The sequence below is a fragment of the Gelidibacter sp. genome (assembly GCF_053579655.1).
In genome coordinates, this window is sequence record NZ_JBMDWE010000010.1 from 90,566 (window position 1) to 106,003 (window position 15,438).

At 36.0% G+C, this 15,438-nt stretch carries 16 protein-coding genes and 2 pseudogenes; 9 read left to right on the forward strand and 9 right to left on the reverse strand.

Annotated elements, in window-relative coordinates:
- Positions 1-81 precede the first annotated feature (81 nt).
- Together ACOH2D_RS07295 and ACOH2D_RS07300 are read left to right on the forward strand one after the other, a co-directional pair.
- Positions 82-540, forward strand: a complete 459-nt coding sequence (locus tag ACOH2D_RS07295) for a universal stress protein (RefSeq protein ID WP_348036434.1) — start codon at positions 82-84, stop codon at positions 538-540.
- 23 nt (positions 541-563) lie between these two features.
- Positions 564-1,988 carry an AcvB/VirJ family lysyl-phosphatidylglycerol hydrolase gene (locus ACOH2D_RS07300; protein ID WP_348036435.1) on the forward strand — a complete coding sequence of 475 codons (1,425 nt, stop codon included), beginning with the start codon at positions 564-566 and terminating at the stop codon, positions 1,986-1,988.
- A gap of 251 nt (positions 1,989-2,239) precedes the next feature.
- Here the strand turns inward: ACOH2D_RS07300 and ACOH2D_RS07305 are convergent, their stop codons facing one another.
- Positions 2,240-3,016: a M90 family metallopeptidase gene (locus ACOH2D_RS07305; protein ID WP_449534839.1), complete on the reverse strand. Its 777-nt coding sequence runs from the start codon at positions 3,014-3,016 to the stop codon at positions 2,240-2,242.
- Between the two features lie 185 nt (positions 3,017-3,201).
- On the opposite strand from ACOH2D_RS07305, the gene ACOH2D_RS07310 reads away from it, so the two are divergent.
- From ACOH2D_RS07310 to ACOH2D_RS07320, 3 genes and pseudogenes are all read left to right on the forward strand, one after another.
- Entirely contained in the window at positions 3,202-3,573 is a 372-nt protein-coding gene (locus tag ACOH2D_RS07310; RefSeq protein ID WP_449534840.1) for a hypothetical protein, read from the forward strand.
- A gap of 242 nt (positions 3,574-3,815) precedes the next feature.
- Entirely contained in the window at positions 3,816-4,103 is a 288-nt protein-coding gene (locus ACOH2D_RS07315) for a hypothetical protein (protein WP_348036438.1), read from the forward strand.
- A 114-nt stretch (positions 4,104-4,217) separates the two neighbouring features.
- A pseudogene (locus ACOH2D_RS07320) lies at positions 4,218-5,057 on the forward strand (arylamine N-acetyltransferase family protein).
- Between the two features lie 106 nt (positions 5,058-5,163).
- On the opposite strand, the pseudogene ACOH2D_RS07325 reads toward ACOH2D_RS07320, so the two are convergent.
- Positions 5,164-5,565, reverse strand: a pseudogene (locus tag ACOH2D_RS07325) (fasciclin domain-containing protein).
- 428 nt (positions 5,566-5,993) lie between these two features.
- Between ACOH2D_RS07325 and ACOH2D_RS07330 the strand changes: the two are divergent.
- Complete coding sequence (locus ACOH2D_RS07330; protein WP_348036439.1) at positions 5,994-6,662, forward strand: hypothetical protein; 669 nt, start codon at positions 5,994-5,996, stop codon at positions 6,660-6,662.
- A 251-nt stretch (positions 6,663-6,913) separates the two neighbouring features.
- Here the strand turns inward: ACOH2D_RS07330 and ACOH2D_RS07335 are convergent, their stop codons facing one another.
- From ACOH2D_RS07335 to ACOH2D_RS07365, 7 genes are all read right to left on the reverse strand, one after another.
- Positions 6,914-7,606 carry a 2,3-bisphosphoglycerate-dependent phosphoglycerate mutase gene (locus ACOH2D_RS07335; RefSeq protein ID WP_449534841.1) on the reverse strand — a complete coding sequence of 231 codons (693 nt, stop codon included), beginning with the start codon at positions 7,604-7,606 and terminating at the stop codon, positions 6,914-6,916.
- A gap of 144 nt (positions 7,607-7,750) precedes the next feature.
- A complete protein-coding gene (locus ACOH2D_RS07340) occupies positions 7,751-8,794 on the reverse strand; it encodes an AI-2E family transporter (protein ID WP_449534842.1) in 1,044 nt (347 codons plus the stop codon).
- Between the two features lie 95 nt (positions 8,795-8,889).
- Positions 8,890-9,810 (reverse strand): mechanosensitive ion channel family protein, encoded by a 921-nt coding sequence (locus ACOH2D_RS07345; protein ID WP_449534843.1) that lies wholly within the window; start codon positions 9,808-9,810, stop codon positions 8,890-8,892.
- 47 nt (positions 9,811-9,857) lie between these two features.
- Positions 9,858-10,712 carry a carbonic anhydrase gene (locus tag ACOH2D_RS07350; RefSeq protein ID WP_449534844.1) on the reverse strand — a complete coding sequence of 285 codons (855 nt, stop codon included), beginning with the start codon at positions 10,710-10,712 and terminating at the stop codon, positions 9,858-9,860.
- Between the two features lie 203 nt (positions 10,713-10,915).
- Positions 10,916-11,083 carry a hypothetical protein gene (locus ACOH2D_RS07355; RefSeq protein WP_348034840.1) on the reverse strand — a complete coding sequence of 56 codons (168 nt, stop codon included), beginning with the start codon at positions 11,081-11,083 and terminating at the stop codon, positions 10,916-10,918.
- A 608-nt stretch (positions 11,084-11,691) separates the two neighbouring features.
- Positions 11,692-11,874 (reverse strand): hypothetical protein, encoded by a 183-nt coding sequence (locus ACOH2D_RS07360; RefSeq protein WP_348034841.1) that lies wholly within the window; start codon positions 11,872-11,874, stop codon positions 11,692-11,694.
- Between the two features lie 15 nt (positions 11,875-11,889).
- Positions 11,890-12,279: an STAS/SEC14 domain-containing protein gene (locus tag ACOH2D_RS07365; RefSeq protein WP_348034842.1), complete on the reverse strand. Its 390-nt coding sequence runs from the start codon at positions 12,277-12,279 to the stop codon at positions 11,890-11,892.
- Between the two features lie 208 nt (positions 12,280-12,487).
- Between ACOH2D_RS07365 and ACOH2D_RS07370 the strand changes: the two genes are divergently transcribed.
- The 3 genes from ACOH2D_RS07370 to ACOH2D_RS07380 all read left to right on the forward strand — a co-directional run.
- Positions 12,488-12,733, forward strand: coding sequence for a hypothetical protein (locus ACOH2D_RS07370; RefSeq protein ID WP_449534845.1), 246 nt, complete (start codon positions 12,488-12,490; stop codon positions 12,731-12,733).
- A 314-nt stretch (positions 12,734-13,047) separates the two neighbouring features.
- Complete coding sequence (locus ACOH2D_RS07375; protein ID WP_348034844.1) at positions 13,048-13,713, forward strand: hypothetical protein; 666 nt, start codon at positions 13,048-13,050, stop codon at positions 13,711-13,713.
- Between the two features lie 722 nt (positions 13,714-14,435).
- Positions 14,436-15,438, forward strand: a 1,003-nt coding sequence (locus ACOH2D_RS07380) for a DUF6600 domain-containing protein (protein ID WP_449534846.1), incomplete at its 3' end; no start/stop codon positions are given.

Consider the following 15,438-nt stretch of genomic DNA (forward strand, 5'->3'; position numbering starts at 1 on the left):
GTGTGCAGCCCCTTGGATTATAGACGTTTCAATAGGCTTTAAATTTGTACCAGCTAAAGATTAATCTTAAAAATATTTAAAATGAAAAAAATATGTATTGCTTTAGACACCAGCCCATCTGCCGAAAAAATTGCAACATTGGGTTATGAATTTGCCCAGGCTTTAAATGCAGAAGTTATATTGGTCCACGTCGTTTATGACGTTTCAATGTATGTTTCAGATTATGATCCGATCATGCAATATGATGGTTTCCTCATAAAAAATAACATGGATCTTATTGAGGATATACATAAGGAAGCAGAAAAGTTTTTAATTGCAACCGCCAAATTTTTAGGAGAGCCCGACCTGGAAACCAAAGTATTGGACGGTAATACCCATGATGAGATATTAGACTTTGCCAAAACTTGGGAAGCCGATTTGTTGGTATTCGGCACCCATAGCCATAGTCGCTGGGAAAATTTGCTGTTAGGAAACATTGCTACCAAACTCGTTAAGCATTCCACAGTCCCATTGTTGGTAGTGCCTATCCGAAATTCATGAACACTTATGCCTTGACATGGTCTATGAAAACAAAAGGGCTTCATTTGGCGTTTTTACTTATCGGAATTGGATTTTTTTGGAATGTGAATGCACAGGTTAAAGTCGATTCCTTGGTTTTTGCTCCTTTTGGAAAAGTTCATCTTTATATTCCACAAGGAATGCCATCCTCAGTAACCATCATGATTTCGGGCGATGGCGGATGGAAATATGGGGTCATCGATTTCTCTAAACATTTCGCCAATCAAAATAGCTTGGTCATAGGTGTTGATATTGTTCAATACAATAAGAATCTTCGGTCAAGATCTGAGGAGTGCTATCATATTTCGGGCGATTTTGTAGCATTGGCGACCAATATTGAGAAAAAATATAAGTTTAAAAGTTATCAAGAACCGCTCCTAATGGGGTATTCCAGTGGTGCAACCATGGTTTTTGCGGTATTGGCACAAGCAAGGCCAAACACGTTTAGAGGAGGTATATCCTTGGGGTTTTGTCCAGATGTGGATTTGCCAAAGCTTTTTTGTGAACTCAACGGACTCAAAGCACATCGATTGCCGAATGACAAATTGTTTTATTTGGATCCGGATTCAAAACTTGGAAATAGATGGATTGTCCTGCAAGGTAAATTGGATAACATCTGTAATTTCAACGATACGAAGAGCTTTTTAGATAAAACCTCCGATGATGAACTTATAATATTAAATAAGGTTGGACATGGTTTTAGCAATTGGTCAGATTTTATGCCGCAATGGGATAAAGCATTCCGCGAATTGACCTCTGAAAAGGAGGTGCAAAAATCGAGTTCCATAAACTCTGAAACTAATAATTCCATTATTGACCTGCCTCTTGTGCTTACACAAAGTGAAAATGAAAAGGAGGGAAGTGCACTTGTTTTCATGATTTCGGGTGATGGCGGATGGTATAGTTTTGAGCAGAATTTGAGCGATCGGTTTTTAAAAACTTGTATTCCAACCATTGGATTGGATGCTAAAAAATATTTCTGGGAAAGAAAGACACCACAACAAGCGGCAGATGATATCTCAAATGTGCTCCATCATTATATGGAGCTTTGGAAGAAACAAAAAGTAATATTGGTGGGTTACAGTATTGGGGCTGAGGTGTTGCCCTTTATTTTTGAAAAGCTCCCGACCGATTTACAAAAATCGTCGCGTATGGTGTTATTGTCGCCCGATGAAAAAACCGATTTTGAGGTGCATTATTTAAATATGCTGGGACTGAAAACCAAAGATGATTATTATGATGTTATAAACGAATTAAGGACTGTCAGTCACATGACGTCTATAAAAGTGATTTTTGGAAGCGAGGAGAAGTCTAAAATGCCTGTTGCACTTTCAGATTATAAGATTACATTTTTGGAGATGCCAGGCGATCATCATTATAATAACGATTACAACGTCATGTTTGAAGCAATTAACAATTCAGTTAATTAATCGGAGTTTATCTTACACGCAAAGATTTTCCCGCAGATCGCGCAGATTTTAAGAACCTACTTCTTTGTGCAACTTTGTGTTTTTCCTTTGTGTAACTTTGCGTCATAGTTTGAATGTTTTCCAGCAGATTGCGCAGATTTTCGCAGATTCTTGATTGCAATCTAAATCAAAAACTTACATTTCTCTAGTTTCTAGTTTCTAGTTTCTAGTCTCTAAATTCTATCCTCTATCCTCTAAGCTCTAACCTCTTTCTATCCTCTCTCCTTTATTCCAAAGCACTTCCTAAGCATCTCATACAATTCTGGATGCTTTTTTTTCATTAGTTTTGGTTGTTCAAAAAAGTATTCCGAAGCGACTGCTAAAAATTCAGCTTCATTGGTGCCACCATAATTCCGGATATCCGATTTGTTGTTATTTATGGCTTCCATTTCCTTATGGATGAGTTTTAGCCATGGAACGATATAAGGTTTAGCAATCAATTGTTCTGGAACGCCATCAGTAATCCCGTCTGATTTATCAATTAAATGCACAAATTCATGAATGCCGGTATTTGTTTTATGAGACCCAGGATAAAATCCGAAATGAAGAGCTTTACGAGATAAAATCATCTGTTTTTCAAATCGGCAAGTGCCTACAATTCCTGAAATCTGACGTTTTTCATCGGTCTCGGCAAAACCAAGATCTTCATTAAAATCTTCAGGATATACCAAAACCGTACTTAAATTGGCATAATGCCATTCTGAAAAATTAAAAACGGGAATCACTGCACTCGCAGCAATCAGGACTTTATCGAGGTCTTCAAGTTCAAACCCAACACTATCTAGGTAAACTTCGCTTAAAAAAACCATCATGCGCTTTTGAAAACGCTTTTGTTCAACAAGGGGCAGTTCGGTATAATATTGGACATGCTCCAAAAGTAAGGTGTGCCAGGTTTCTGGAAATGGTTCGGCGGGTTTTTTATTTGTGGAGACAAAAGCATATACCGCAAAACCAGCCAGGACCATAAAAGCGATTATTGTAAACGTCATAAAACAGGGCTATTAGATATGTAAAAGTACCATAATTTTCATTATGGAAACTGAGCCTTGCGGCCTTGTTTTTATTCTGATTAGGAGTTTTGGTTGGCGCTTGAGTTAACGGAATTTGTTCTATGTAGCGTTGCCTTATTTAGATGGATTAATTAAATTTATGAGGAATTAAAAAACAATAAATTATGAAATACTTTAAATATTGTCCGCTATTCGTTTTCTTAATGGTATTAAGCAGTTGTTCAGGTCCTATTACTGAGAAAGATAATCGGAAAACCATATCATTAACAGAAGAAGAACCTTTTAAAATTGTTCTCAAAGGCGCTGTTGATTCTGGCTTTGAATGGAAATTGAACTCAGAATTACAATTTGTGAAAATCGAAAGTCCGGTGACAAAAACGGTATCAGGAGGCACTGAAACCTATACGTTCAATTTCAAGACTGATTCAGACGGAGAGGATTGGATTGAACTTATTTATACCGATGGAGAGACCATTGCAAAAACTTTTGAAGTCCATATTATTGTTGGAGCCATGGGACTTATTGAAGCAAAATAAGTTTCGATTTCGACCTATGAATTGGCAAATTCTGAAAAGAAACTCATCGTGAACTTCAATTGAAAATCTTTTGTGATGATCATGTAGAGTCGTTGATTGATGCCACTCATCGGAATGATGTTTCATCGTTTTTTATGTTTTTTTCAAAGTAAATTTATAATCAGGAGTTGTTGTTTTCTGCTATCTAAGTAGCATAACAATCAAGATTATCTCTTTATTTTTATACTCTAAAGCATATCTAAATGGCACGGTCAATACGATTTTTCATGTTAATTATATTGATGCTCCTTTTAGTAGGATGCGGAAAACCATACACCGAGAAGGATAATGGTAAGACCAATGAATTGAGTGAAGACGATAATTTTCAAATTGTTTTGGAAGGCGATAACAGTTCTGGTTTTAAATGGGTTTTAGAATCAACACCAGATTTTATTGTGTTGCAAAAAACCGACGTGGTTAAGGACAAGGGGAGGGTCATTGACTATGTGTTTAGTTTTAAGACGGTTTCATACGGTGACGCTGTAATCTAAAATGAATAGAATCACAAAAGAAAATATTCTCAACAGAACTTTGGAGTTATATTCGCAAGGACAAGTAATATTGGGAAAGTGAACTGATACTGCCCAAATCCTTTAAAAATAAGTATGCCAGTAACGGTCGATTTAAACGCCTATTTTCAACGCATCGGTTATGATGAGGAGGAAACCACAACTTTAAATGTGCTTCAGGAATTGCACAGACTTCACACACAAGCGATTCCTTTTGAAAATCTAAACTCCTTTTTGGGCATTCCGGTAAAGTTGGACATGGAATCCATTCAGAAAAAACTAGTTCATGATGGACGGGGTGGCTATTGTTTTGAGCAGAATTTATTGTTCAAACAGGTGCTGGAACAACTAGGGTTTTCGGTAAGAGGACTTTCTGCGCGCGTTCTTTGGAATTAGCCAGAAGATCGGATTACGCGACGCAGTCACATGTTGCTGCTCATTGATTATAATGGAGAAAATCTTATTGCTGATGTTGGTTTTGGTACGATGACGCTTACTGGCTCTATGCAATTGAAAACCAACGTGGTTCAGAAAACCCCACATGGTCAGTATCGTTTGTTAAATCATAGTGAGGGAGACTACTTCTTGCAAATAAACATCGGCCAGGAATGGAAAACCATGTACCGTTTTGACTTACAGGAACAATTTTTGCCCGACTATGAAATGGTAAATTGGTACGTGTCGACCTATCCTGAGTCGCGTTTTGTAACCGATTTAATTGTTGCCCGAGCAGATATCGGTTGCCGATATACACTACACAACAACCAATTTAAACTTAACTATCTCAAGGGTAAAACCGAGCGTAAAGTAGTAACAACTCCCAGTGAATTGCGAAACCTACTCGAAAACGAATTTCAATTGAATCTTTCCAATATCTCAGGGATAGAGAAGGCTTTTGAAAAATTAACGACGTCGGAAAAAAAAGGACGGTCTTAAAAATAGTTCTTTTTCTTGCTGACGAGCTCCTGTTTTTTAATTACAGAATCCAATGATTATTTTTTCTTTATGTGAGCTGAATTTGAGGTCATTCCGCCCGTTTTTTTTAATCCATTAAATCATTATCGCTAGGTTCAAAAATAGCATCGACAATATCAAGGATGCCATTGGACGCCTGAATATCCGCTTTGATAATCTGTGCCCCGCCTATGCTGACCACATCCCCAATAGATCTATCTACTGAAACCTCAAATCCTTTATTAAAACCGATTTAGATAACATCCCATTCTTGAATTCACTTTTCATGGTTTCTTTTGGTAAGGTCGATAAACTTAACTAATTGCTCTCTATTGTTCGGATCCATCAGCTTTACATAATTTTTCACCTTCATATTCTCAAAGGCTTTATTGGTAGGTACAAAAAGCGTATGTGGACGCTCATTCATAAATTGCTCATCCATATTGGCCAAAGTTACCAAATAGGCAAAAGTGGACAGTTGTGGATCCATATGTACCAAATCAATGGTGGTGTAATCCTTAGTATTGCCTATATGATCTAAATAGAATTTTTTTGAGAATAGGCACTCAGGTTAAAAAGAAGAATGCAAGCTCCCACTGCAAATACGTTGTTCAAATGTGTTTTCATGATTTTGTTTTTTTATATTGATATACTAAAGATTTAATCCATACCGCGCAATGAATGCTACTTGAGTAGCAGAAGCTTAAATTTTGCTCTAAAATTTAACTGCAATTTTTTTTTAGATTTTATCAATGGATTATCCTGAAATCGGAGCCTGAATTAATTTTCATCCACAATTAAATTCAACGGGGTGTCAAATTAACGAGCGTTGTGCTACCTACGTAGCAAAACGCTATCTAATAGAAAGTTAATTTTAACGGAATACATAAAAAATTGTGTAATATAAGAACTTTTGACATGAAAAAATTAGCGCTAATTGTTGTTTGTGTTGCTCTGGTAGTATCTTGTAAGGATGCTAAAGAGAAAAAACTCGAGGACGAAATCGTCAATGATGACGATATGATTTTAGAACAAGAAGATATTGTCTATGACATCCAAAACTCGTCAAATACTAGTTTTATGGCAGCTTTGGATGAATATCAAAAAGGCAATTTTGAGAGAGCGTCAGAATATATCGAAAATGGCGTGATTGAATTACGAGAGGAAGAAGAACCTACAGAACTCGTCAATGGTCTTTTGTTGGATAGCGAAATTGAGAAAATTCGTAGTCTTGAAGAATCGGTTAGAACAAATAAAATCAAAGATATAGATGTTTTGACTCAAGCGATGGCTAATGCCGAAATGCTTGTGGCACATAACTATATTGTTTATACGATTTCAACGCTAATAGAGGAGCCGGCGAAAGGGACTTATTATTTTAACAAGGCTTTACGCTCTTTAAACAATGCCGTGTTCAACTTAAAGGGCGAGGCTAAAGATGAAGCCATGCGCATCAGAGCCGACAGTGAAAAGTTGGTTGGAAAAGTAAATTCTGAGCCAAATGCCAAGGATCTAGATAAAGATCTTAAAGTACAAACAAAAAGAATGGAGGATTTTTTGAAAAAATATAAAACCAATTTAAAGTGATTTTCAGAGTATTATTTTAATCAGAAATCATCTCTAAATTAATCTGATTTTGATGATCTTAAAAATACATAATGCTATAAACTGTCATGTTATAGGAGCTTTTTTATGTCGCCATCAATAACGATTATTTGTTTTATTCTGGGTAAATTTGCGAAATCTGAAGGATGATTTTTATTTTCCGCTGATTTCTCAAACGCACGGAGATTTTTTTCTCTTACATGACAAAAATAACGGATATACTAATCGGGTTTCTATGGGGTTAATTTCTCATGCGCAACTAAGTTCAATTGTTTGTCAAATTCATATGAAAATAATATTCCGGTTGGTACATCAATGAGCGGTGTTTCGGCATCAGATCTATTTTCTAGCTTTGCCATCAAGGCTCTAATTGAATTTCCGTGTGCGGTAACCAATACTGTTTTATCCTGAGCCAATTCAGTTACAATAGCTTCGTAAAAATAATTGACCACTCTATTTTGAGTGTCTTTCAATGATTCCGTTGAAGGTAAGATGTTGGTTTCAATATTTTTGTAATTACTATCGTATTGTGGATGCCGTTTATCGTCTAACGTAAGCGGTGGCGGTGCTTGATGCATTCCTCTTCTAACAAATAAATAATCATTTTCACCAACTAATTTTAAAATCTCATCCTTATTTTGGCCTTGCCAAGTCCCATAGTGCCTTTCATTAAGTTTCCAACTGTAAATGCAATCTACATGCATTTGGTCGGCGTTTTCCAAAACGATCCATTGGCTGCGGATGGCGCGTTTTAAATAGGACGAAAAACAGATATCAATGTTTATGTGTTGTTCTTTCAAGAGTTGCCCGACTAATTTTGCTTCTATAATACCTTGAGGAGCCAGGTCAACGTTAGTCCATCCTGTGAAAATATTATTCAGGTTCCAAATGCTTTGGCCGTGCCTTAACAATAATAGCTTTCTCATGGTTTCATTTTTAATAATGACATTTGTGTTTGGATTTTATTCCGCTATGCGCCAAACAAAGACCAATAACAGATGCTTTTACAGTCATCATTTCAGTGTTCTTTGCCTTTAATCAAAAGATTAATTTGGTTTTTTAATTAGATCTCATGAGGTTTTCGACTCTTGCTTTTCTGGACTTTGAGAGTTTCGTCCATATTCCTGAGTGTATAAATCAACCAAAAGAATCACGAGACTCAAAAGTAACGGACCGAATATCAATCCTAAAAAACCGAATAGCGGGAGGCCAATAAGTACACCAAATACGGTAATGAGAGGATGGACATCGCCGAGTTTTTTCAAGGCTAGAACCCTTATGGCATAGTCAGTTGCACCAACCACGACCAGGCTGTATATTAAGATGCCCCAGGCTTGAAAGTTATCGCCATTGTTAAGAGAAATCAAAAATATAGGAATGAACCCTATAAACCCACCTACCATCGGTATTACCGAAGCTACTGAAACAATAGCAGCCCAGAAAAATGGATGCTCTATCCCAAAAATAAAGAAGCCTATTAGTGAAACAATTCCTTGGCCAACTGCAACAAGGGGAATGCCGATAGCGTTGGATCGAACTTTAGAGGTAACTTCCTTGCCAATAATGTTGATGTGCTCGTTTTTAAATGGCGAAAATTGGATCAGTGTTGCGTTAAATGCTTTATACTGCGTTAACATGAAGTACAGGGCAAAATACATGACACCAATGGAAATTAAGACACTAAGCGAGTTTCCAGCCAAACCTTTAATACCTTCTGTGATAGTGGTAGAAAGTTGGGACGTGTCCATTACAGAGGATGGATCAATACCTAAGTGGTTTCCCCAAAGGGTCAATTTTTGTTCTATGATTTGGAAGTATTTGTGATAATTTTTAAAGCCAGTAAAGACCTTTGGCCACAACATAAGAATCACCGCTGTAAAAGGTAAAATAATGCAAAGAAAGGAGCAAAGCATCAGCGTCAATGCTGCAAGGCTTGGCCACCATTTTCTTTCAAGCATTTTTTTCATGATTCCTATTAACAAAATATAAAGTGTGATCGCACCTAAAACTCCTGTGAGAAATGGGATCATTTTTACAAATATCAGTCCTCCTAAAAGCATTAAAAGAGCTATGAAAAATAATTGCCTTAAAAGCGAAGGGGGAATGGTTTTCATGGTGGTACGTTTTTCTACATAATTTCTATGCTAAGCTTTTTTTGAAAGAAATTCGAACATCTTAAAATTCATCTTTTGATTATTAAAAGTTTCACTTAATCTTTCGTTTTCTCTTCGTTATTAGTAGCAGGCGCGGCATTTAATTGGGAGTTATTTATATCAATTTTGATAGGTTTGGAGGCCTCATAGTATTTTAATGCGGTAATATTTGCTGGAAGATTATAGCCGTGGCTTTCTAAAAAGATTTTTGTTTTGGTAATTATTCTACCGCGAACCTCCAGCATATGGCGCATAAAATCTTTGGTTTCTACCCATATATAAACGCGAAGATTCACGGTGCTTGAGGCTATTTCATCTTCTGTCACAAAATTGACATGCTTATCATCATGAACGAGTTCCATATCTTGGTCAAGACATTGCTGTATGAGCTTTTTGGCTTCTGTGGCATCATTTTCAAAAGCAATACCCAATACAAAATCAGTTCTGAAAAAACCGTTTTGGGTATAATTGTATACGGGCTTGGTCAAAACGTCAGAGTTGGGGATGTAAACGTCCTTACCGTCAAAGGTGGCAATGCGGGTATAGCGAAATTCCATTTCCATCACTTTCCCAAACACATCCTCAATTTGTACCGTATCTGCAATATTAAAAGGTCGGTTAAAAGCAAGGATAATACCCGCTAAAAAATTTTGTGCAATGTCCTTAAAAGCGAACCCAATAATTACGGCAGAAGCACCAGCAGTCGCAAAAATCGCTTTGGATATCCCACTCAATCCTGCAATATTGAGGACGACCATAAAAATAATGACGAGCAGTACAATTTTAATGGATTTAGCCAGAAAGCCGCCCAGCAATTTATCGCGGGCTTTTGATTGTATTCTTTTTTTTAATCGATCGGAAATCCAGTTTGCTATCAGTATTCCAATCACAAATATGAGTATGGCCAGCGTTAGCCTTGGCAAGAGTTCCAACAAGTCGTGGTAATAGTTATCTAACTTTGTTATAACCTCATTCATGATATCATCTTATTATTTAACTTTTATTTTGAAGTCGCAATTTTTGGTTAATGACTTGTGTGTGCCACGCGTCCATTAAGAGGTTGTACATTTCGATAGTTGTTTAAGGGCATTGAGGACTGAAGATGGTTGAGTTGATCATTAGAAATGGCGGTTTGGTTTTTGAAAACAATCCATTGTACACCTTCTGAACATGGCGGTGTTGTGAACGATCCTTTATAGGAATAGTAGGCTCTGTTATCTGGTAATAGTGATGTGACATCAAAAGGAATGTCTAAAGGGATGGTTATATTTTTTTCAATGGGCAAATAATTTTCAAGAGTTGTCCATGGTGTGTTTTCTTTTCCTTCTTCAGATAAAACACCAATAATTAAAGTTTTTCCTTTGTCATTTTGATGTAAGAAATCGGTTTCAATGGGGAAACGAATACCATTTATAGTATGTTCTGAAGCCTCATGAAAGTAGAATTTTAGCAGGTGATAGGTTTCGCCATTATAAATAACAGTATTACCAGGTTCAAAATTAAACTGAATGGACCGCCCATTATTGGTAATATCACGGATTTTGGGTTTTTTAGAATACTGAAACTGAAGAGCGCTGAGCGTATTCTCAGATTTGGCACCACGACTTGTGATGTTAATTGGTGATTGCGCCAGCCCACCACAATCTGAATTTTCTAAAAATTCCGCCCAATGTGATGGTCCTGTTTCGCCATCATAGCTCCATTGTTCAGTGTCGTCCTCATGGATGAGTTCATCCGCTTCAAGTCGGTCATTTAGGACGTCTCTTTTTTGGATTTCAATCGTTTCATTGCCAGTATCAATAGCATTGGTGCTTTTATTTTTGCAAGCAACAATGAACAGTAACAATAGCAAACTAAAAGCTGTGTATTTGAATTTCATAATCGAAAAGCTTTTATAGAATTGATGTATATGTTTTAGAGCTTGTGTACCAGTAGTTATGTAGGCGAGAAATTGGATCCATTTTGAAAGATGGAACCAATTTAATAACGACTTAATTTTTATGCACGTTGAAATAAAAACTATCAAACGTTTAAAGTTTGATAGTTTTTGGGACTTAAAAGGTTAAATTATATACCTAGTTTTCACATCAAAGCCTCAACATCTATAACGGTTTGCTCTAAATTTGTTTTGGCTTCTTTCAATTTTCTGGAATTACGGCTATCTTTATGGTCGTAAACCTCAATTGAGAAATTTCTGTGACGGTCATGTAGCTGTGCTAACTGATTGCGTTCATCTGGATGATGTCTCATAATATCAGATTTAAATTAAATTTGCTTTTTCGTTATAAATTGATAGGCCTTATCGATTTCTGAAATGTCAAAATATTTTTCCTATCTACCTTTTGATTTGTTCTTAAAAATAAATTATCAATTGTGATCAGGGCTTCCATAAACTTAAAAATCCAACCTAGGCGAGATGTTCCAAGCTTTTTGACATTGTAAATTTAGCTATATTTTCATCTTTAAAATAATACTAAAGTAGCATTAGGCATTATATTTTTTTTCCAACTACAACCCAAACTTTGATACAGATTAACTACGACAACCAGTTTTTGCTTTTTTTTTGATCCGTTCAAAATTATACTGAAATTGAAATTCTGCCTGTTCTATGTCTGGTCAGTTGGTCAATGACTGTACTGAAATTTAGACATCTAAAAGGATACTGAGTTTTTGTGCTTCAATTAAATCTTTATCTAAATAACCTGACGAATAGATTACTTAAATTGTTAAGGACCGAGCATACTATCAGTTTTGGCATCACGACTTATGATGTTAATTGGCGATTGCGCCATTCCTGTACAATAAGATACTATCAAACTTTTAAAGTTTGATAGTGTTTTAGGACTTAAAAGGATCAATTAAATACCCAATCTTTTCATCAAAGCTTCGACTTCCCTAGCAGTTTGCTCAAGGTTTTTTCGTGCTTCCTTCAATTTCTTGGTATCGGTATCATCTTTGTGGTCGTAAACTTCAATTGAAAAATTTTTGTGACGATCATGTAGCAGGGCTATTTGATTGCGTTCGTCTGGATGATGTTTCATAATATTTGATTTAAATTAAATGTTCTTTTTATTTATAAATTGATAGGCTTTATCGATTTCTGAAATGTCAAAATATTTTTCCTCTCTCCCTTTTGATTTGTTCTTGAAAAACATATTATCCACTGGAATAAGAACTTCCATTAACTTGGAATTTCCAACATAGGCGAGATGTCCCAGTTTGTCCATTTTTTTGATCACAAAGACCATTTCTTCAAAAAACGACTTGAATTCCGTTTTTGTGACTTTATATTCGTCGAATTTTATGAGGATGTTTATGCTGTCATAGCCTTCGTCGAGTTTTTTGTTGAACATTTTTTTGAAGAATTTCTCATCGGTTTCTGTAAAACCATCAATAACTGTAAAAGCTAGTGTGTTGTTTTCAAATGTTTTAAGCTGTTCTATCATTATTGAAAGATATTTGTCATATTAAATTTAGTCATCCTTAAATTGTGTCAATGTTACTTAAGTAGCACTAATGATCATTTCTTTATTTACAGAAATTTTCAAATACACCTCTTTTTGAAAACAAAATAAGCCTATTCCTGCCTTTTAGGAAATTCATGAAGAGGCTTGCTTTCTATTTTTTATTGCGATTTTATTAATAACAATTTCTTTGGGGCTGGGAACTTGGGGTTATCATTATTATGGTAATCTTGCTTGGATAGATTCCTTTTATAATGCCTCACTCATTTTAGCAGAAATGGAGCCGGTGGATGAATTGAAAACCGACACGGCCAAGTTATTCGCGTCTTTTTATGTCCTTTTCAGTGGGATAGCATTTTTAAGTACTGCCATGATCATTTTCACGCCTATTGCACACCGACTTTTACATATTTTCCATCTAAAGGATTATAAATAGTTTATTGGCTCCATAATACATAGTCAGAATTCATGTAATTTATGATGGATTATCTGATAGTATTGCTTTAGAAATTTTTTCTTTCAAACGGTAATAAAACTGATTCCTCATAAAATTGAATGCTAATATAAAAGCACTTCCAACACGATAAAAGCATGTGATGTTTTGTTTAAAAATGGAATGCCATCTATGGTGTGATTTTCCCAATGAAAGGATACAATCATATTTTATAAATAACTGCTACTTAAGTAGCAGTCAAAGAGTGAGCTTGAAAATAACTTTAACTTGTTGATATTTATAAAAGCAAAATTACCATGAAAACAATAACACTGATTTTAGCATTTTTGGCCTTCTCAATGGGTTGGTCACAAGATTTACCAACAGCGGTCACAAACTCGTTTAATAAACTGTTTCCTACATCTGTGATTTCGTCTTGGACAGACAATAGTTTCTATAATTATGAAGAGGATTGGGATGACGATATCTATTACAATGATTTCGATTATGATGGTTTTGAAGATGGATTTTATAGTGACTATGATGGTTTTTATGATAGAGGCTTTGGTAGAAGCTATGATGGCTATTATGAAGGTGGATACGGTTGGAGGTTTCCTTATTATGGCGGTTATGGATATGAATATAATGTACCTGTTGATTATGTTATAGAAACAAAGGTAGCTCCTACTTATTACCAATTGTCTTTTACAAAAGATGATATCAAGATGACAGGTATTTTCAAACCAGATGGTACTTTTATAATGGCCAAAGGACGTATAAGAACCCTGCCAAGTAAAGTGAGTTCAGCGGTAATGGCGCAATTTAAAGGCAAAACAATCAGGTTTGGAGGTGCTAAGGAGCTTATCATTGTACCCGCAAATAATATTCCAGTTTACCGATTTAAAGTAGACGTTAAGCACGCCAAAAACCACATCATGAAAGTGGATGGCAACGGCAAAATCGTTTCAGATACTGTAAGGTAAAAGTTTATTGTTCACTTGAAAAAAGTGGCTCTGTTGGAGGCACTTTTTCATAATTATTTTTCACCATGTCACGGAAGACGAAAATTATCATCACCGTTATTCTTATTATCATTGCACTAATGGTGGCTGATCATCTCTATGCACAAACGTCCTCTTATTTTGAAAATACACTTTTTTTGAACGATTTTATATAAGCCTGTTTTTAAATAGGTGAAGAAATTGGATTGATATAGAATTTGTCATTGGATAGCCTAGAGTCTGCTTTTTTATTGAAAATCCAATCTCGAGCTGGGAATGAAAAAGCAGTTTTCGAATCAAGAGGATAGGTGCACTTAAAGTGTTTTTTCCCGCATAAAAAGCATAAAAACTAGATCCGATTGAAGCGCTTCACTATAAATTCAAAACACCCCGAGTTAAAGTTCAGGGTAATTTATGAATGGCATTAAAATAATCACTAAGATCTTTCAGAAAATTTCAGTGAGTAGTATGAGCTAAAAGCAACCTGTTAATGTTGGTTGACGCGTTTTTGTTTTGACCTTTTGACATCAGTTTTTCCTGATTGAAATCTAACTATATGTCTTCCTAAAAAGGACCAGTTTTTTCTAAATAATCTTCAATTGTGCTACCTAAGTAGCATTACTTGTTTTATGTGAAATGTACTTTTACTAAGGTTTCTTTTTGGAGATCATTTATTCCTAGGACATAAACTTAAAACGGAAAAAATGAAATGGAATTTTAAAATAAACACAACGCTAATGGTGGTGTTTATAATGTTGTTTAGCATTTCAACAGTAGAGTCACTAAGCTTTGAACAGCAGGAGGATGTAACAATTACCTATCAAGATTTTTACGACGGACTTTCCCCTTATGGCACCTGGATCGAATATCCAGGCTATGGACATGTATGGAACCCAAATGTCGGAGGTGATTTTAGACCGTATTTAACTAATGGCTATTGGGATTATACAAATGAAGGATGGATGTGGAATTCCAATTATAATTGGGGTTGGGCACCCTTCCATTACGGCAGGTGGATGAATGACAGTGCTTACGGCTGGTTATGGGTACCGGGATACGAGTGGTCCCCAGCTTGGGTAACTTGGGGAGATGTTGATGATTATTACGCTTGGGCACCAATAACGCCATTTGTGAATGTGGGTATCAGTTTTAGCTCTTATCGTCCTGGCAGCATTTATTGGAATGTGGTCGGTAGAAATCATATTTATGACCGCAATATCAATAACCGCGCCCTGCCACGTACAGAGATAAATAACTATGTAAACAAAATCACGATTATCAATAATTATAATAGAACACCAAATCATAATCATTATTACTCACGAGGCCCAGAAGTAAAGGATGTTGAAAGATATACCAAACAAAACATTAGGCCAGTGGCTATTCAAAACTCAAAAAGATTTGATCAGGTCTCAAGAAATGAAAATACCTCTCGCGTGTACCGGCCAATTGTACAACATGAGCAACCAAGAACTTACAGACGTATCGAAACTCCAATGGTACAGCCAAATGAAGCAACCTCACGAGAAGCACAATCCAGAGAAGCGCAATCCAGAGAAGCGCAATCCAGAGAAGCGCAATCCAGAGAAGCACAATCCAGAGAAGCACAATCCAGAGAAGCACAATCCAGAGAAGCGCAATCACGAGAGGTTCAATCCAGAGAAGCACAATCCAGAGAAGCACAATCCAGAGAAGCGCAATCCAGAG